Raw genomic sequence first — 17840 nt, 5'->3', positions numbered from 1 at the left:
ACACTAAAGTCATGTAAAGGCGTTTCACTTAACAGGGGGGAGTTTCATGCTAGAAAAAACAACGAGAATGAACTATTTATACGATTTTTATCAATCGTTGTTAACGCCGAAGCAACGGAACTATATGTCCCTTTATTACTTAGACGATTACTCCCTCGGTGAAATTGCCGAAGAGTACGAAGTGAGTCGTCAAGCTGTATATGATAACATTAAACGAACGGAAGCGATGTTAGAAGATTATGAGCAAAAGCTATTGCTCTTTCAAAAGTTTCAACAGCGGCAAAAATTATTAGATGTATTAAAGACGCATATTGCCGAACGCTATCCGAACGATGAAGAGCTGATGAGGCTCGTTATGGAGTTGGAGAAATTAGAGTAGGGGGCGGTAACGATGGCATTTGAAGGATTGGCCGACCGTCTGCAACATGTCATGAATAAAATTCGTGGCAAAGGCAAAGTCACGGAAGCCGATGTAAAAGAAATGATGCGCGAAGTGCGGCTAGCGCTATTAGAAGCGGACGTCAATTTTAAAGTTGTCAAAGACTTTGTGAAAAAAGTAAGCGAGCGGGCTGTCGGACAAGAAGTGTTAAAAAGTTTGACCCCAGGGCAGCAAGTCATTAAAGTAGTGAAAGAAGAATTGACGGAGCTGATGGGGGGAGAAAATAGCAAAATTGCCGTAGCGAGCCGTCCGCCAACCGTCGTCATGATGGTTGGTTTGCAAGGAGCAGGAAAAACGACAACAACGGGAAAATTAGCTAATTTATTACGTAAAAAACATAATCGCAAACCGTTGCTTGTTGCAGCTGACATTTATCGTCCAGCAGCGATTAAACAGCTTGAAACGTTAGGTAAACAACTGAACATCCCTGTGTTTTCGCTCGGCGATCAAGTGAGCCCGGTTGAAATTGCTAAGCAAGCGATCGAAAAAGCGAAAGAAGAACATTATGATTACGTATTAATCGATACGGCAGGGCGTCTGCACATCGATGAAGCGCTCATGGATGAATTGAAACAAATCAAAGAAGTGACGAAACCCGATGAAATTTTCCTTGTCGTCGATGCGATGACAGGACAAGATGCGGTCAACGTCGCGCAAAGCTTTAACGAACAGCTTGGCTTAACGGGCGTCATTTTGACGAAGCTCGACGGCGATACGCGCGGTGGAGCAGCATTATCGATTAAAGCGGTCACGAACACGCCAATTAAATTTGTTGGTATGGGTGAAAAACTCGATGCCCTTGAGCCGTTTCATCCGGAGCGGATGGCGTCGCGCATTTTAGGTATGGGCGATGTGTTGACGCTCATCGAAAAAGCGCAAGCGGCTGTCGATGAAGAAAAAGCAAAAGAACTCGAGCAAAAAATGCGTACGGCATCGTTTACACTTGACGACTTTTTAGAACAGCTTGGGCAAGTACGTAAACTCGGCCCGCTCGATGAAATTTTAAAAATGTTGCCGGGCGCAAACAAAGTGAAAGGCCTCAACAACTTACAAATTGACGAAAAACAAATTAGCCGCGTCGAAGCGATCATTCGCTCGATGACAAAAGAAGAAAAAATGAATCCGGAAATCATCAACTCGAGCCGCAAAAAGCGGATTGCAAAAGGAAGCGGAACGACGGTTCAAGACGTCAACCGCTTATTAAAACAGTTTGACGAAATGAAAAAAATGATGAAAATGATGACAACCATGCCAAAAGGGAAAAAGAAAGGGTTCCGGTTCCCGTTCATGTAAACAAAATAACAGTGTTAAGAAAAAACACTTTACAAACAAAACGTTTATTGCTAATATACTATCTTGTGTGAAATATTTTCGGAGGTGCTACAATTATGGCAGTAAAAATTCGTTTAAAACGTATGGGTGCAAAAAAATCACCATTTTATCGTATCGTTGTTGCAGACTCTCGTTCTCCACGTGACGGTCGTTTCATCGAAACAATCGGCACATACAATCCGTTAACAGAGCCTGCAGAAATTAAAATTAACGAAGAACTTGCATTGAAATGGTTGCAAAACGGTGCAAAACCATCTGACACGGTGCGCAACTTGCTTTCAAAACAAGGAATTTTAGAAAAATTCCACAATTTAAAGTACGGAAAGTAATATATGAAAACGTTGCTTGAGACAATTGTTCGGTCACTTGTCGATCATCCGGAATGCGTCGTCATTCGCGAAACGGAACAACAACAATCGATCACATATTCGATTGCGCTTCATCACGAAGACGTTGGAAAAGTGATCGGAAAAAACGGGCGAATGATTCAAGCGATTCGCACCGTTGTTCAAGCAGCAAATGAGTCAAAGAAGCGAATAGACGTACGCATCGAAGAGTAAGGGAGAGGGAGACACCTCCCCTTTTTTCGTTCAGAAAGGCGGTGCGCCATGAAAATCATTCAAACGGTTGAAGTAAGACAGCGGTTGACAGAAAAAAGCAAGCAACAACTCACTCAACAATTTATCGTACAGAAACAGCAGCTCGAACAACAATGTGAGCAGCTTATCTTCGAACAAAAACGAATGGAAAAACAAACATCGTTTTCATCGAAACAAATTAAAGAAAAGTTTGAACGGGAAATGCAAGTTCGACGCCAAAAAATAGCGGAACTTGATTTCCTTCTTGAACAATTGCGCATATTACCGATAGGAAGCGAAATTAAAGAACGAGAAGTCGAGGCGATTATCGACGTTCACATTGGTGCGCGTTGGTCGTCTCAAAAAACGATTATTATTGAAGACGGAATCGTTGTTGATATACGCGAGGGGTGATCGTTGTGAAATGGTTTCATGTCGGAAAAATTGTCAATACGCACGGCATTCGCGGTGAAGTGCGCGTCATTTCACGCACAGATTTTGCGGAAGAACGGTATAAAATCGGAAATGTGCTATATATTTTTATGGAAAATAAGCCGCCAGTGGAAGTCAAAGTAGCAAGCCATCGAGTTCATAAGTCGTTTGATTTATTAACGTTCGAAGGATACGACAACATTAACTTAGTCGAACCGTTTAAAGGGGCGATCATTAAAATACCAGAAACGCAATTGCAACCGCTTAACGAAGGAGAATATTATTTTCATGAGATTATTGGCTGCGCGGTTGTGACAGAAGATGGTGAAACGATTGGAGAAGTAAAAGAAATTTTAACGCCAGGTGCAAATGACGTATGGGTCGTCAAACGAAAAAAAGGCGGAGATGTGTTAATCCCTTACATTGATGATGTTGTCAAACAAGTCGATGTTGAAAACAAAACGGTTACGATTCATGTGATGGAAGGATTGCTTGACGAATGAAAATTGACGTGCTCACCTTATTTCCAAACATGTTTACTGGCGTGTTGAACGAGTCGATTTTAAAGCGAGCACAAGAAAAAGGGGCCGTTACGTTCCAGCTCGTCAATTTCCGCGAATTTGCTGATAATAAACATCAGACGGTAGACGACTATCCTTATGGTGGTGGGGCTGGGATGGTATTAAAACCACAGCCAATTTTCGATGCGGTCGACCATTTGACGAAACAAAGTGAACATCGCCCGCGTGTGATTTTACTTTGTCCACAAGGGGAACGATACACGCAGAAAAAAGCAGCACAACTCGCCAAAGAAAAACATATCATTTTTATTTGTGGACATTATGAAGGATATGACGAACGCATTCGGGAACATCTTGTAACAGACGAAATTTCCATTGGAGATTACGTCTTAACGGGTGGAGAACTGGCAGCGATGGTCGTCATTGATAGTGTTGTTCGTTTGCTTCCGGGCGTGCTTGGTAACGAACATTCCTCTATCCTTGATTCATATAGCTCGGGCTTACTTGAACATCCGCATTATACGCGTCCTGCGGATTTTCGCGGCATGAAAGTACCAGACGTTCTTCTTTCTGGCAACCATCGTTTAATTGAAGAGTGGCGTCAAAAAGAATCATTGCGTCGTACGTGGTTGCGACGACCGGATTTACTTGAGACGTATGAACTAACGGAACAGCAAAAAAAATGGATTGAACAATGGGAAAAAAATGAGCGGTAACTCTTGCATCCGGTACATCTTTATGCTAGTATAAACGTTGTGACTTACGTCGCACGTAAAACGATGTTCCGCTGCTATGAACGATAAACATAAGCATGAGCATCTGTTGGAAGGAGATGAAGATGATGCATCATTTAATTCAAGAAATTACAAAAGAACAACTACGTAACGATCTTCCTGAATTCCGCCCTGGTGACACAGTACGCGTTCACGTAAAAGTTGTCGAAGGAAACCGTGAGCGTATCCAAGTATTTGAGGGCGTTGTCATCAAGCGTCGTGGTGGTGGAATTAGCGAAACATTTACAGTGCGTAAAGTATCTTACGGTGTAGGTGTTGAGCGTACATTCCCATTACACACGCCGAAGATTGCGAAATTAGAAGTTGTTCGTCGCGGTAAAGTTCGTCGCGCGAAATTGTACTACTTGCGTCAACTCCGCGGTAAAGCAGCACGCATCAAAGAAATCATCTAACAAAAGAAGTGATTGCGAGGAGCTTGATCATCAAGCTCCTTTTTCAACATTCATCATATAGGTGGGAGACGGATGGAAAAACAAAAAAACGAATGGTTTGAATGGCTAAAAGCAATTGTTATTGCGGTGGCATTAGCAGGAGGTATTCGCTATTTTATTTTTGCCCCGATTATCGTTGAAGGGGAATCGATGATGCCGACGTTACATAATCAAGACCGAATGATTGTGAATAAAGTGGCATACAAAATTGGCGAACCAGAACGGTTTGATATTATTGTGTTTCATGCTGAAGAAGGAAAAGACTATATTAAACGCGTCATTGGATTGCCTGGTGATCGGATCGAATATAAAAATGATACGTTATACGTCAACGGAAAGCCGTATAAAGAGCCTTATTTAGACGAAGAGAAAAAGCAAGTATTTGATGGGCCGCTAACAGAATCGTTTACACTTGAAGAACTATGGGGACGAAAAACGGTTCCAGAAGGCCATTTATTCGTGCTTGGAGATAATCGTCGGTATAGTAAAGATAGTCGCCATATTGGATTTATTCCGATGGAAAAAGTCGTAGGCAAAACGTCGGTCGTCTATTGGCCTCTTTCTGATGCTCGCATTGTTGAATAACATAATAAAGTAGGTGGCAACGATGACGATTCAATGGTTCCCCGGCCACATGGCAAAAGCGAAACGGGAAGTAACAGAAAAATTAAAGCTCATTGATATCGTATTTGAACTAGTGGATGCGCGTATCCCTATTTCATCGCGCAATCCGCTCATTGATGAGATTGTCGCAAATAAACCGCGCATCATGTTATTAAATAAAGCCGATATGGCTGATCCTGATGTGACAAAACAATGGATCGACTTTTTCGCTGCACAACAAATCGAAGCGCTTGCGATCGACTCACAAAGCGGAACAGGTGTCAAACAAATTGTAACCGTAGCAAAAGAGCGATTACGCCCAAAATTTGAAAAAATGATGGCGAAGGGAATTAAACGTCCTCGCGCGATGCGTGCGCTCATTGTCGGCATTCCAAACGTCGGGAAATCGACGCTCATTAACCGACTCGCTGGAAAACATATCGCGAAAACAGGCGATACACCAGGAGTGACGAAGGCGCAACAATGGATTAAAGTCGGCAAAGAGCTTGAACTACTTGATACTCCAGGAATTTTATGGCCGAAGTTTGAAGATGAAGAAGTCGGATTAAAGCTTGCGACGACGGGAGCGATTAAAGATACGATTTTAAATTTACAAGACGTTGCTGTATATGCGTTACGCTTTCTAGCTATTTATTATCCTGATCGTTTAAAAGAACGATATGCGCTTGCGGACATTCCAGAAGACATCGTCCAATTGTTTGATGACATCGGAAAAAGACGAGGCTGTTTAGCTGCTGGAGGCGTCGTAGATTACGATAAAGTAGCTGAGCTTGTGTTGCGCGATATTCGTACAGAAAAATTAGGCCGACTTAGTTTTGACCGCCTGTAAGGTTCGCATAAGCGAGCCTTTATTTTTTTGTTTATTTGTCGATATAAAGGGTAAGGAGTGATGACGGTGAATATACAGGAAATAAAAAAAAGACTACAAACGATTCACGATGAAACGGATGAATGGTTTCAACAACTTTTGTATGATGAACGAAAAGGCGTCCAACGCCTCGTTCAACAATGGTATAAACAAAAAGAAACAGAAAAACGCGAACGGGAACGTTTTTCGCATATGTTGCAATATGAGCAGGCGCTATATGAAAAAGGCGTGCGCTACATCGCTGGCGTAGATGAAGTGGGACGCGGTCCGCTCGCTGGCCCAGTTGTTGCCGCTGCGGTCATTTTGCCGAAAGACGTTTTTTTACCTCATTTGGACGATTCGAAAAAACTATCGGAAACGAAGCGAGAGCAATTGTTTTCTGTCATTCAGCAAACGGCGCTTGCGATTGGCATCGGCATAGTGAGCGCCCGTGAAATTGACGAGCTAAACATTTACGAAGCGACGAAAAAAGCGATGGTGCAAGCCGTCCAAGCGCTTGCGATCGCTCCTGAACATTTGCTTATTGATGCGATGCCCATTCCGCTATCGATTCCGCAAACATCGATCATTAAAGGAGATGCGCATAGTGCATCCATTGCGGCAAGCTCCATTATAGCGAAAGTGACGCGCGATCGAATGATGAAACAGCTAGGTGAGAAATATCCGCAATATGGATTTGAGAAACATATGGGATACGGAACGAAAGCGCATATCCAAGCGATTGAACGATATGGTGTCATTGAAGAACATCGTCGTTCGTTTGCCCCGATTCGCGAGCGATTAAAGCGAGGGGAATGAGATGAACGTTCAATGGTTGCGCACGTTATTTCAAGATGCACAAACGATACGTTTACCCAAGGCACCGACGCTCCAAGTTGGTGACATCATTTATGGAAAAATCGAAAAAATAAACGAAGATCGAACAGCGCTCGTTCGGATCGGCAGTCATACGCTGACAGCCGAACTGCAATCGCCTGTCAAAGAAGGTGGCGCATATACGTTTCACGTACAAAAAACATCTCCGCTTGAGCTAAAAATATTGCAACATACAGCAAAGCTGACAGATGAAGAAAGCGTCAGCCGTTATTTTCGTTTACCGATGAATGAACGAACGAAGGCGCTCGTTCGTTGGATGATGGATGAATCTTTTACATTTAAAAAACATGACATGTCCCTCATTCGACAATGGTTGCAAACAGGAGGAGAAAAAGAAGCGCAAGCAATCAAATGGCTGTTTATGCACGATTTGCCGCTTCGTGATGATATATTTCGTGCGTTCGTTGCTTTGCAAGATGATCGACCGCTATATGAACAACAACTCACGCTGGCGATGATGATCGATCGCTTTCACCCGAAAGGAACGTTAGCAAAACTTTCTTCTTATTTGCGCCATATGCCGACGCTTTCTTCTTTTTCGCCTGAACATATTCAACAACTGCTTGAAGAGACGATGAAACAACAAGATGAATGGCTCGTTTTATTGCAAACAGCAGCAGAAGAAGCGCCAGGTGAGTTAAGAGCGGAGATTATCTCATTACTTGATCGAGTGAAAGCATATCAGTTGTTATCAACAAACAACGATTCGCTCCAACATATATTTACTCAATTTCCGCTATTCATCGGGACGCATACAACAGATGTGACAATTCAATGGCGCGGAAAACAACGAGAAAACGGAAAAATGGATACAGACTATTGCCGCATTTTATTTTATTTGACGCTTGCGACGTTAAAAGAAACGATTGTAGACGTTCATATTCAACAACGTATCGTTCATATTTCGATCATCAATGACACGCCTCGTGTGGAACTGTATGCGTCCGCCCTTGAGCCGTCACTAAAGGAGAAGCTTGCTGAACATGGCTACACGCTTTCTTCTATTTCCGTTAAAACGCCGATGAACAAGCGAAGTGACCGTTTACTTGTTGAACCATTTTCTTATAAAGGAGTCGATTATCGCATATGAAACGAAAGCGCGCCGTTGCTTTATCGTACGACGAACAACATATTGCCCCTGTCGTTGTAGCAAAAGGAGAAGGAGCTGTGGCTGATCGCATCATTGAACGCGCGAAACAATACGACGTCCCCATTTATGAAGATGAAACGCTCGCGACGATGCTCGGTCAATTACAATTAAACGAAACGATTCCAGAAGAACTGTACAAAGTTGTTGCTGAAGTATTTGCATTTATTTATCAAGTCGAAAAAAAGGTGGAGGGGCGATGACAACGATCGCTGCTTTTTCTCTTGTTAAAGAATTTTCTGTCTAAATGGTAGACAACTGACAAAGTATCATTATACAATGAAAGCGCTAGTACTTTTATTTTTATACATAGGAGGATGGGGTATGAATATTCATGAGTATCAAGGAAAAGAGATCCTCAGAAGCTACGGAGTGAGCGTGCCGAATGGCCGTGTGGCGTTCACGGTTGAAGAAGCGGTTGAGGCGGCGAAAGAGCTCGGCAGTAGCGTTTGTGTCGTGAAAGCGCAAATTCATGCCGGCGGTCGCGGAAAAGCAGGGGGAGTAAAAGTCGCAAAAAGTTTAGAAGAAGTTCGTACATATGCGAGTGAGCTGTTAGGGGAAGTGCTTGTCACACATCAAACAGGTCCAGAAGGAAAAGAAGTAAAGCGTCTTTTAATCGAAGAAGGATGCGACATTAAAAAAGAATATTACATCGGGCTTGTTGTGGATCGTGCGACGTCCCGCGTCGTTTTAATGGGCTCAGAAGAAGGCGGAACAGAAATTGAAGAAGTCGCAGCAAAAACGCCAGAGAAAATTTTTAAAGAGTACATCGACCCAGCTGTCGGCTTACAAGCGTTTCAAGCGCGTCGCATGGCGTTTAATATCAACATTCCGAAAGAGCTTGTCAATCAAGCGGTCAAATTTATGTTAGGCTTATATCAAGTATTCGTCGAAAAAGACTGCTCGATCGCTGAAATTAACCCGCTCGTTGTGACAGGCGACGGAAAAGTCATGGCGCTTGATGCAAAGCTCAACTTTGATTCTAACGCGCTATATCGTCATAAAGACATTTTAGAATACCGCGATTTAGATGAAGAAGATCCAAAAGAAATTGAAGCATCAAAATATGATTTAAACTACATTTCTCTTGACGGAAACATCGGCTGCATGGTAAACGGTGCGGGCTTAGCGATGGCTACAATGGACATTATTAAATATTATGGCGGCGAACCAGCGAACTTTTTAGATGTCGGTGGCGGTGCGACAACAGAAAAAGTAACGGAAGCATTTAAAATCATTTTATCTGACTCGAAAGTAAAAGGCATTTTCGTTAATATTTTCGGTGGCATTATGAAATGCGACGTCATCGCAAACGGCATTGTTGAAGCGACAAAACAAGTTGGCTTAAACCTTCCGCTTGTCGTTCGTTTAGAAGGAACGAACGTCGAATTAGGGAAAAAGATTTTAGAAGAGTCTGGACTAAACATTACAGCCGCTGAATCGATGGCAGACGGCGCGCAAAAAATCGTTTCGCTAGTAAGCTAATAGAAGGGATGGGAGAAACGTGAGCGTTTTTGTTAATAAAGAGACGAAAGTAATCGTGCAAGGAATTACAGGTTCACAAGGATTGTTCCATACAAAACAAATGATCGAATACGGTACAAACATCGTTGGTGGAGTGACCCCAGGAAAAGGTGGTACAGAAGTAGAAGGTGTGCCTGTGTTTGATACGGTGTCTGAAGCGGTTGAAAAAACAGGAGCGAACGCTTCTGTCATCTATGTTCCGCCGGCATTTGCGGCAGATGCCATTATGGAAGCTGTCGATGCAGAAATCGACTTAGTTGTTTGTATTACAGAAGGCATTCCTGTATTAGATATGGTGAAAGTGAAGCGCTATATGGAAGGAAAGAAAACGCGCCTCATCGGTCCGAACTGCCCTGGCATCATCACGCCAGAAGAATGTAAAATCGGTATTATGCCAGGCTATATTCATAAAAAAGGGCATGTCGGCATCGTTTCGCGTTCTGGTACGTTAACGTATGAAGCGGTACATCAATTAACGCAAGCGGGCATCGGTCAATCAACAGCAGTTGGTATCGGCGGTGACCCAGTCAACGGCACAAACTTCATCGACGTACTAAAAGCGTTTAATGAAGATGAAGACACATATGCCGTCATTATGATCGGTGAAATTGGTGGAACAGCGGAAGAAGAAGCAGCTGAATGGGTCAAAGCGAACATGACAAAACCGGTTGTTGGCTTTATCGGTGGCCAAACTGCTCCTCCAGGAAAACGCATGGGACATGCCGGTGCGATCATCTCTGGCGGAAAAGGAACAGCAGCAGAAAAAATTAAAACGATGACAGCATGCGGCATTAAAGTTGCGGAGACGCCAGCAGTGATCGGCGAGACGCTCATTTCTGTACTAAAAGAGCGTGGCTTATACGAAAAATGTAAAACGCATTAATCGTCCAATCGTCCTAAGGAACGAACCTTAGGGCGATTTTTATAAAAAAGGAGGGGTACGGGTGTACGATACAACTCGCGAACGACTCATTCATTTACATCATTGCCGTGGGATTGGATGGAAAAGTATCGCACGACTGCTTCATGTTGACCCATCACTAGCCTCCATTTTTCATCTTTCGTCACATCAACTCCAACGATTACTTCCGATCCCCCAAAAACATTTCACTGCTTTTTTCCACGATTTGCATTGTCACAAGTTGAAACGTATGATAAAAACATATGAGGAACAAAACATTCATATTGTAACAATAAAGGATGATGGCTATCCGGAGTGGCTCAAACATATATATGATCCACCGTGGGTACTATATGCGAAAGGCAATGTGGCGTTGCTTAAGCGAAAAAAAATGATTAGCGTCGTTGGAACAAGAACACCGACTCGCCAAGGGGTGACAGCGATGAGCATCGTACTTCCGCCGCTTATTCAAAACGGCTGGGTCGTGGTGAGCGGGTTAGCCAAAGGCATCGACGCCGAAGCGCATCGCTTATGTTTGCAACATTGTGGTGAAACGATTGCGGTCATTGCGGGCGGATTGCGCTATATGTACCCACGTGAAAATGAATCATTATTTCGACAATTAGCGACAACGCAATTAATTATTTCAGAATATCCACCGTTTGTTCGCCCACAAACGTGGCATTTTCCGATGCGCAATCGCATCATTAGCGGTTTGTCTGTTGGCACGGTTGTCGTACAGGCGAAAGAGCGAAGCGGTTCTCTTATTACTGCTCATTTTGCGCTCCAACAAGGCAGAGAAGTGTTTGCGATTCCTGGTGACATCACAACAAAAGAAGCGCTTGGGACGAATCGATTAATTCAACAAGGAGCGAAATTAATATTGTCAAGCGACGATATCGAAGAGGAATTTCGACATCTTTTTACATGAGCGAAAGAAAAAATCGAAAAATGATGTTTGACAAATGAACGAATCATCATTAATAATAATGAAGATTTTACTTTACGAATTACCTCTTAAGGGAGGACAAAATGATGTCAGACTACTTAGTCATTGTAGAGTCGCCAGCAAAGGCGAAAACGATTGAAAGATACTTAGGAAAAAAGTATAAAGTAAAAGCATCGATGGGGCATGTGCGCGATTTGCCAAAAAGTCAAATGGGCGTTGATATACAAAACGATTATGAACCGAAGTATATTACGATTCGTGGAAAAGGCTCCGTGATTAAAGAATTAAAGGCAGCTGCAAAAAAAGCAAAAAAAGTATTTCTTGCTGCCGACCCGGATCGCGAAGGGGAAGCGATCGCTTGGCATTTAGCACATTTGCTTGATTTAAATACCGACTCTCCATGTCGCGTTGTATTTAACGAAATTACGAAAGATGCGATTAAACAGTCGTTTGAACAGCCTCGTGCTATTAATATGCATTTAGTTCACGCTCAACAAGCGCGACGTGTGCTTGATCGCCTTGTCGGCTACAACATTAGCCCATTGCTTTGGAAAAAAGTAAAAAAAGGGTTAAGCGCAGGGCGGGTGCAATCTGTTGCGCTTCGCTTAATTATTGATCGAGAAAAAGAAATTCAATCGTTTCAACCTGAAGAATATTGGACGATTCAAGGGACGTTTACAAAGGGCAATGACACATTTGAAGCGCAATTTTACCGCCTAGATAACGAAACGTTCGATTTAAAGACGGAACAAGACGTTCAACATGTGTTAAACCATGTGGAAGGCAATGAATTTGTCGTCACAGCGGTAACGAAAAAAGAGCGTAAGCGCAATCCCGTTGCCCCGTTTATTACGTCGTCATTACAACAAGAGGCGGCACGGAAGTTGAATTTCCGCACGAAAAAAACGATGATGGTTGCCCAACAACTATACGAAGGAATTGACCTTGGAAGCGAAGGAACGGTCGGTTTAATTACATATATGCGTACAGACTCGACGCGCGTATCAGAAAGCGCCAAACAAGAGGCGATGCAGTATATTGAACAGACGTTCGGTACATCATATGTAGCAACAGAAAAAAGAAAAGAAAAACAAAAAGCGAATGCGCAAGATGCACACGAAGCGATTCGACCAACGTCCGTTTGGCGTCATCCTAGCGCAATTAAACCGTATGTGACACGCGATCAATATCAGCTATACAAACTGATTTGGGAGCGCTTTATCGCGAGCCAAATGGCGCCCGCTGTGCTCGATACGGTCGCGGTCGAGCTTTCAAACGGCTCAGTCGTCTTTCGCGCGACAGGTTCGACAGTCAAGTTTCCGGGCTTTATGAAAGTGTATGTCGAAGGAACGGATGATCCGAAAGATGAACAACAGCGACTATTGCCAGATTTCGCCGAAGGAGAGCGCGTGTTTAGTAAAGATATCGAAGGAAAACAACATTTTACGCAGCCTCCACCACGTTATACGGAAGCTCGCCTTGTGAAAACGTTAGAAGAGCTCGGCATCGGTCGCCCATCGACATATGCGCCAACGCTTGATACGATTCAAAAGCGCAATTACGTGGCGCTTGAAAATAAGCGATTCGTTCCAACCGAACTCGGTGAAATTGTGCTTGATTTAATCATGCAATTTTTTCCGGAAATTTTAGATGTCGAATTTACAGCTAAAATGGAAAAAAATTTAGACGACATCGAAGAAGGAAAAGTCGAATGGGTGCGCATCATCGATGAATTTTATCGCGAGTTTGAAAAACGGCTAAAAATTGCTGAGGTTGAAATGGAAAAAGTTGAAATAGCCGATGAATCAGCTCATATCGATTGCGAAGTATGCGGAAGTCCGATGGTATATAAAATGGGGCGATTTGGAAAGTTTATCGCTTGTTCGAACTTCCCACAATGTCGCCATACAAAAGCGATCGTCAAAGACATCGGTGTGAAATGTCCACGCTGTCACGAAGGAAACATCGTGGAACGAAAAAGCAAAAAGAAGCGCATGTTTTATGGATGCGATCGTTTTCCAACATGTGATTTCGTTTCGTGGGATAAACCGATCAGTCGCCCATGCCCAAAATGCGGCGGCATGCTTGTTGAGAAAAAAGGGAAAAAGAGCGTGCACATTCAATGTACGCAATGTGAATATAACGAACAACAGTAAGGTGAGGCGCATACCCTCACCCATTTTATCGAGGAGGGAATATCAATGGAAGTAACAGTAATTGGAGCAGGATTGGCAGGAAGTGAAGCTGCATGGCAACTTGCCAAGCGCGGCATTCGTGTAAAATTGTATGAAATGCGTCCGGTCAAACAAACGCCAGCTCATCATACAGACAAATTTGCTGAGCTTGTGTGCAGTAACTCGCTACGGGCGAATACGTTAACGAATGCGGTTGGTGTGTTGAAAGAAGAAATGCGCCGATTAGATTCTGTCATTATGAAAGCAGCGGACTCTTGTTCCGTGCCAGCTGGTGGAGCTTTAGCTGTTGACCGTCATGAATTTGCTGCCAAAGTAACAGAAATGGTAGCGAATCATCCGAATGTGACCGTTGTGCGCGAAGAAGTAACAACAATCCCAACCGGTCCGACGATTATTGCGACAGGTCCGTTAACATCGCAGCCCCTTTCCGCGCAACTTCAAGCGTTAACAGGGGAAGAATATTTATATTTTTACGATGCCGCAGCACCAATTGTCGAAAAAGAAAGTATCGATATGGAAAAAGTGTATATCAAATCTCGCTATGACAAAGGCGAAGCGGCGTATATTAACTGTCCGATGACAGAAGAGGAATTTGAGCGGTTTTATGATGCGCTCATTTCTGCTGAAACCGTTCCTTTAAAAGAGTTTGAAAAAGAAATTTATTTTGAAGGATGTATGCCGATTGAGGTGATGGCACGACGTGGGAAAAAGACGTTGCTGTTTGGTCCAATGAAACCCGTTGGCTTAGAAGATCCGCGTACAGGTAAACGTCCTTTTGCGGTTGTGCAGCTTCGTCAAGATGATGCCGCTGGAACGTTGTACAATATTGTCGGTTTTCAAACACATTTAAAATGGGGCGCACAAAAAGAAGTCATTCGGCTCATCCCTGGACTTGAACAAGCTGAAATTGTCCGCTACGGTGTTATGCACCGCAATACGTTCATTAATTCGCCGAAACTATTAAAATCAACGTATCAATATAAGGAAAGAGAAGATTTATTTTTTGCAGGACAAATGACCGGTGTCGAAGGATATGTTGAGTCAGCCGCATCAGGACTTGTGGCAGGGATTAACGCCGCGCATTATGTGCTTGGAAAAGAACTTGTTGTGTTTCCGCAAGAAACAGCAATCGGCAGCATGGCGCACTATATTACATCAGCGAATCCGAAACATTTTCAACCGATGAATGCAAACTTTGGCCTTTTCGCTCCGCTTGATGAGACGATTAAAGACAAAAAGATAAAAAATGAACGGTATGCACAACGGGCATTAGAAACGATTCAGAATTTTTTAAAAAAGTTGTAAAATTCATTGCAAGAGCTACTAAATTATGCTACTATTTAGTAGCTCTTATGGGGTGATCGAATGGAAAATGTGAATTTTACGTTAAATTTGTTCATTGAATATTTACAAATAGAAAAAAATTATTCAGAATATACAATTGCGTGTTATAAGCATGATATTGGTGAATTTTTTGAATTTATGGAGCGCGAACAAATTGCAACATTGCAACAAGTATCTTATAGCGACGTCCGTTTGTTTTTAACAGAGCTTCATCAACGAAAGCAATCAAGCCGTTCGATTGCCCGGAAAATGTCGAGTTTGCGTAGCTTTTATAAGTTTTTGTTGCGAGAAAAAATCGTTTCAGAAAATCCATTTGCGCTTGCATCGTTGCCGAAAAAAGAACAGAAAATTCCACATTTTTTGTATCCAGATGAATTAGAACAGCTGTTTGTTGTCAATGATTTAAATACAGCGATCGGTCAACGAAACCAAGCGCTCATCGAACTATTATACGCAACAGGTATTCGTGTAAGTGAATGTTGTAACATTCGTTTATCACACATTGATTTTTCTGTATGTACGATTTTAATTTATGGAAAAGGAAATAAACAGCGATATGTCCCGTTTGGTACGTATGCAAAAGAAGCGCTTGAACGATATATACAAGACGGACGTCAGCAACTAGCAAGTAAAGCGAAGACACCGACTGATATACTTTTTTTAAATGCGCGCGGTGGAGCGTTGACGCCAAGAGGTGTGCGCCACATTTTAAATGAAATGGTCGAACGAGCGGCACTTTCTTTAAAAGTAAGTCCTCATGTGTTTCGCCATACGTTTGCGACGCATTTATTAAATGAGGGTGCTGATTTACGTTCTGTGCAAGAATTGTTAGGTCATGCGCATCTTTCATCAACGCAAGTGTATACACATGTAACGAAAGATCATTTGCGTTATGTTTATTTACATTCCCATCCGCGTGCATAAAAAGGAGGATGTTTATGAGTCAATTTCATGCGACGACGATATTTGCTATTCGCCATCAAGGAAAAGGAGCGATGGCGGGCGATGGTCAAGTGACATTTGGCAATGCCGTAGTGATGAAACATACAGCCCGAAAAATTCGTAAACTTTTTCATGGCAAAGTGTTAGCTGGTTTTGCAGGAGCAGTAGCGGATGCATTTACACTATTTGAAATGTTTGAAGGAAAGTTAGAGGAATATAATGGGAATTTACAGCGTGCAGCGGTGGAGTTAGCGAAAGAATGGCGAAGCGACAAAGTGTTGCGGCGGTTAGAAGCGATGTTAATCGTCATGGATGCCACGCATTTACTGCTCATTTCTGGAACGGGTGAAGTCATTGAGCCAGATGATGGCATTTTAGCAATCGGTTCAGGTGGCAACTATGCGCTAGCGGCTGGTAGAGCGTTAAAAACGTATGCGGGTGAACATTTAACAGCAAAGCAAATTGCACAAGCAGCATTGAAAGTAGCGAGCGACATTTGTGTGTACACAAACGATTGCATTATTGTCGAAGAGCTGTAGAGGGAGGGGAGCGGCATGTTAACACCAAAACAAATTGTTGAAAAGCTTGATCAATTTATCGTCGGTCAGCATGAAGCGAAAAAAGCGGTGGCGATTGCGCTAAGAAATCGTTATCGTCGCAGTTTATTAGATGAAAAGTTACGCGATGAAGTCGTGCCGAAAAATATTTTAATGATTGGACCAACAGGTGTCGGAAAAACCGAAATTGCTCGGCGATTAGCGAAACTTGTTGGTGCTCCATTCGTAAAAGTAGAGGCGACGAAATTTACGGAAGTCGGTTATGTTGGACGTGACGTTGAGTCAATGGTACGCGATCTTGTTGAAACGTCTGTGCGCATCGTAAAAGAGAAAAAAATGAACGAAGTAAAAGAACAAGCAGAGCAATTAGCAAACAAAAGGCTTGTTGAACTGCTTGTACCAGGGAAAACAAAACAACCGATGAAAAATCCGTTTGAACTTTTGTTTGGTGGTGCAGCCGAACAACAAACGACGAACGTAAGTGACGATCAACAACTTGCCGAAAAACGAAGACAAATCGCTTGGCAATTGGCAAATGGGCAGTTAGAAGATGAAATCGTGACGGTTGAAATCGAAGAGCAACAACCGCTCATGTTTGACTTATTCCAAGGCGCAGGCATGGAACAAATGGGCGTCAACATGCAAGATATGCTCAGTAGTTTTATGCCGAAAAAGCGAAAAAAACGAAAATTAAAAGTAAAAGAAGCTCGTCATGTACTGACAAACGAAGAAGCACAAAAACTCATTGATATGGACGAAGTGACACAAGAAGCGATTCGTCTAGCGGAACAATCTGGCATCATTTTTATTGATGAAATTGATAAAATTGCTCGAAAAGGGCAGGTTGGTTCATCAGCTGATGTTTCTCGTGAAGGTGTGCAACGTGACATTTTGCCGATTGTTGAAGGTTCAACCGTCATGACGAAATATGGACCAGTCAAAACAGACTATATTTTATTTATTGCTGCTGGGGCGTTTCATATGGCGAAACCGTCCGACTTAATTCCAGAATTGCAAGGGCGTTTTCCGATTCGCGTGGAACTGACGAAGCTCACCGTCGATGATTTCGTCAAAATATTAGTTGAACCGAATAATGCGCTTTTGAAACAATATGTTGCTTTACTTGCGACAGAAGGTATACAACTTGAATTTTCTGACGATGCTATTCGTAAAATTGCGGAAGTCGCTTTTGAAGTGAATCAACAAACAGATAACATTGGTGCACGTCGTCTTCATACGATTATGGAAAAATTGTTAGAAGATTTATTGTATGAAGCACCAGATGTTCATTTAGAAAAAGTTGTTATCACCCCACAATACGTCGAGAAGAAACTAGGAAACATTGTACGAAATAAAGATTTAAGCGAGTTTATTTTATAAGGAGGA

At 42.7% G+C, this 17840-nt stretch carries 21 protein-coding genes; all 21 read left to right on the top strand.

The features are described from left to right. Positions 1 to 46 precede the first annotated feature (46 nt). The 21 genes from CS060_RS00455 to hslU all read left to right on the top strand — a co-directional run bounded on the left by CS060_RS00455 (position 47) and on the right by hslU (position 17834). Positions 47 to 379 carry a putative DNA-binding protein gene (locus CS060_RS00455; RefSeq protein ID WP_035047103.1) on the top strand — a complete coding sequence of 111 codons (333 nt, stop codon included), beginning with the start codon at positions 47 to 49 and terminating at the stop codon, positions 377 to 379. A 12-nt stretch (positions 380 to 391) separates the two neighbouring features. Further along, positions 392 to 1732, top strand: a complete 1341-nt coding sequence (gene ffh, locus CS060_RS00450) for a signal recognition particle protein (protein WP_035047101.1) — start codon at positions 392 to 394, stop codon at positions 1730 to 1732. A 95-nt stretch (positions 1733 to 1827) separates the two neighbouring features. Continuing rightward, positions 1828 to 2100: a 30S ribosomal protein S16 gene (gene rpsP, locus CS060_RS00445; RefSeq protein WP_004891099.1), complete on the top strand. Its 273-nt coding sequence runs from the start codon at positions 1828 to 1830 to the stop codon at positions 2098 to 2100. 3 nt (positions 2101 to 2103) lie between these two features. After that, entirely contained in the window at positions 2104 to 2331 is a 228-nt protein-coding gene (locus CS060_RS00440; protein WP_035047099.1) for a KH domain-containing protein, read from the top strand. A gap of 48 nt (positions 2332 to 2379) precedes the next feature. After that, positions 2380 to 2763: a YlqD family protein gene (locus CS060_RS00435; RefSeq protein WP_035047097.1), complete on the top strand. Its 384-nt coding sequence runs from the start codon at positions 2380 to 2382 to the stop codon at positions 2761 to 2763. Further along, a complete protein-coding gene (gene rimM / locus CS060_RS00430) occupies positions 2763 to 3284 on the top strand; it encodes a ribosome maturation factor RimM (RefSeq protein WP_304413192.1) in 522 nt (173 codons plus the stop codon). The genes CS060_RS00435 and rimM overlap by 1 nt, the downstream gene beginning before the upstream one ends. Next, positions 3281 to 4018 carry a tRNA (guanosine(37)-N1)-methyltransferase TrmD gene (gene trmD / locus CS060_RS00425; protein WP_035047092.1) on the top strand — a complete coding sequence of 246 codons (738 nt, stop codon included), beginning with the start codon at positions 3281 to 3283 and terminating at the stop codon, positions 4016 to 4018. Before rimM ends, trmD begins: the two co-directional genes overlap by 4 nt. A gap of 125 nt (positions 4019 to 4143) precedes the next feature. Then, positions 4144 to 4488: a 50S ribosomal protein L19 gene (gene rplS, locus CS060_RS00420; RefSeq protein WP_003394943.1), complete on the top strand. Its 345-nt coding sequence runs from the start codon at positions 4144 to 4146 to the stop codon at positions 4486 to 4488. A gap of 72 nt (positions 4489 to 4560) precedes the next feature. Beyond that, complete coding sequence (gene lepB, locus CS060_RS00415; protein WP_035047090.1) at positions 4561 to 5112, top strand: signal peptidase I; 552 nt, start codon at positions 4561 to 4563, stop codon at positions 5110 to 5112. 13 nt (positions 5113 to 5125) lie between these two features. After that, entirely contained in the window at positions 5126 to 5980 is an 855-nt protein-coding gene (gene ylqF / locus CS060_RS00410; protein WP_180271029.1) for a ribosome biogenesis GTPase YlqF, read from the top strand. 57 nt (positions 5981 to 6037) lie between these two features. Next, positions 6038 to 6817: a ribonuclease HII gene (gene rnhB, locus CS060_RS00405; RefSeq protein ID WP_180271028.1), complete on the top strand. Its 780-nt coding sequence runs from the start codon at positions 6038 to 6040 to the stop codon at positions 6815 to 6817. A gap of 1 nt (position 6818) precedes the next feature. After that, on the top strand, positions 6819 to 7985 hold the full coding sequence (locus tag CS060_RS00400) for a TP0910 N-terminal domain-containing protein (RefSeq protein ID WP_035047086.1): 1167 nt from the start codon (positions 6819 to 6821) through the stop codon (positions 7983 to 7985). Beyond that, entirely contained in the window at positions 7982 to 8245 is a 264-nt protein-coding gene (locus CS060_RS00395) for an EscU/YscU/HrcU family type III secretion system export apparatus switch protein (RefSeq protein ID WP_006323029.1), read from the top strand. The genes CS060_RS00400 and CS060_RS00395 overlap by 4 nt, the downstream gene beginning before the upstream one ends. Positions 8246 to 8366: 121 nt before the next feature. Beyond that, on the top strand, positions 8367 to 9527 hold the full coding sequence (sucC, locus tag CS060_RS00390) for an ADP-forming succinate--CoA ligase subunit beta (RefSeq protein ID WP_035047085.1): 1161 nt from the start codon (positions 8367 to 8369) through the stop codon (positions 9525 to 9527). A 19-nt stretch (positions 9528 to 9546) separates the two neighbouring features. Then, on the top strand, positions 9547 to 10449 hold the full coding sequence (sucD, locus tag CS060_RS00385; RefSeq protein ID WP_035047083.1) for a succinate--CoA ligase subunit alpha: 903 nt from the start codon (positions 9547 to 9549) through the stop codon (positions 10447 to 10449). A gap of 61 nt (positions 10450 to 10510) precedes the next feature. Next, complete coding sequence (gene dprA, locus CS060_RS00380; protein WP_035047081.1) at positions 10511 to 11398, top strand: DNA-processing protein DprA; 888 nt, start codon at positions 10511 to 10513, stop codon at positions 11396 to 11398. 104 nt (positions 11399 to 11502) lie between these two features. Then, the gene (gene topA / locus CS060_RS00375) at positions 11503 to 13572 is read left to right on the top strand and encodes a type I DNA topoisomerase (protein ID WP_099668577.1); all 2070 of its coding nucleotides are present in this window, start codon (positions 11503 to 11505) and stop codon (positions 13570 to 13572) included. 45 nt (positions 13573 to 13617) lie between these two features. Continuing rightward, entirely contained in the window at positions 13618 to 14916 is a 1299-nt protein-coding gene (trmFO, locus tag CS060_RS00370) for an FADH(2)-oxidizing methylenetetrahydrofolate--tRNA-(uracil(54)-C(5))-methyltransferase TrmFO (protein ID WP_099668576.1), read from the top strand. Positions 14917 to 14976: 60 nt separating this feature from the next. Then, positions 14977 to 15879 carry a tyrosine recombinase XerC gene (gene xerC / locus CS060_RS00365; RefSeq protein WP_035047077.1) on the top strand — a complete coding sequence of 301 codons (903 nt, stop codon included), beginning with the start codon at positions 14977 to 14979 and terminating at the stop codon, positions 15877 to 15879. Between the two features lie 14 nt (positions 15880 to 15893). Next, positions 15894 to 16436, top strand: coding sequence for an ATP-dependent protease subunit HslV (gene hslV / locus CS060_RS00360; protein WP_035047074.1), 543 nt, complete (start codon positions 15894 to 15896; stop codon positions 16434 to 16436). A 15-nt stretch (positions 16437 to 16451) separates the two neighbouring features. Next, on the top strand, positions 16452 to 17834 hold the full coding sequence (gene hslU / locus CS060_RS00355) for an ATP-dependent protease ATPase subunit HslU (RefSeq protein WP_099668575.1): 1383 nt from the start codon (positions 16452 to 16454) through the stop codon (positions 17832 to 17834). The last annotated feature ends 6 nt before the right edge of the window (positions 17835 to 17840 follow it).

The sequence above is a fragment of the Anoxybacillus flavithermus genome (assembly GCF_002742685.1).
GTDB lineage: Bacteria > Bacillota > Bacilli > Bacillales > Anoxybacillaceae > Anoxybacillus > Anoxybacillus flavithermus_E.
This window is presented reverse-complemented; position numbering and strand designations above follow the sequence as displayed.

Bases quoted from the DNA above. Each gene is read 5' to 3' on its own strand.
- CS060_RS00455 (WP_035047103.1), top strand. From the start codon at position 47: ATGCTAGAAAAAACAACGAGAATGAACTATTTATACGATTTTTATCAA.
- ffh (WP_035047101.1), top strand. From the start codon at position 392: ATGGCATTTGAAGGATTGGCCGACCGTCTGCAACATGTCATGAATAAA.
- rpsP (WP_004891099.1), top strand. From the start codon at position 1,828: ATGGCAGTAAAAATTCGTTTAAAACGTATGGGTGCAAAAAAATCACCA.
- CS060_RS00440 (WP_035047099.1), top strand. From the start codon at position 2,104: ATGAAAACGTTGCTTGAGACAATTGTTCGGTCACTTGTCGATCATCCG.
- CS060_RS00435 (WP_035047097.1), top strand. From the start codon at position 2,380: ATGAAAATCATTCAAACGGTTGAAGTAAGACAGCGGTTGACAGAAAAA.
- trmD (WP_035047092.1), top strand. From the start codon at position 3,281: ATGAAAATTGACGTGCTCACCTTATTTCCAAACATGTTTACTGGCGTG.
- rplS (WP_003394943.1), top strand. From the start codon at position 4,144: ATGCATCATTTAATTCAAGAAATTACAAAAGAACAACTACGTAACGAT.
- lepB (WP_035047090.1), top strand. From the start codon at position 4,561: ATGGAAAAACAAAAAAACGAATGGTTTGAATGGCTAAAAGCAATTGTT.
- CS060_RS00400 (WP_035047086.1), top strand. From the start codon at position 6,819: ATGAACGTTCAATGGTTGCGCACGTTATTTCAAGATGCACAAACGATA.
- CS060_RS00395 (WP_006323029.1), top strand. From the start codon at position 7,982: ATGAAACGAAAGCGCGCCGTTGCTTTATCGTACGACGAACAACATATT.
- sucC (WP_035047085.1), top strand. From the start codon at position 8,367: ATGAATATTCATGAGTATCAAGGAAAAGAGATCCTCAGAAGCTACGGA.
- topA (WP_099668577.1), top strand. From the start codon at position 11,503: ATGTCAGACTACTTAGTCATTGTAGAGTCGCCAGCAAAGGCGAAAACG.
- trmFO (WP_099668576.1), top strand. From the start codon at position 13,618: ATGGAAGTAACAGTAATTGGAGCAGGATTGGCAGGAAGTGAAGCTGCA.
- xerC (WP_035047077.1), top strand. From the start codon at position 14,977: ATGGAAAATGTGAATTTTACGTTAAATTTGTTCATTGAATATTTACAA.
- hslV (WP_035047074.1), top strand. From the start codon at position 15,894: ATGAGTCAATTTCATGCGACGACGATATTTGCTATTCGCCATCAAGGA.
- hslU (WP_099668575.1), top strand. From the start codon at position 16,452: ATGTTAACACCAAAACAAATTGTTGAAAAGCTTGATCAATTTATCGTC.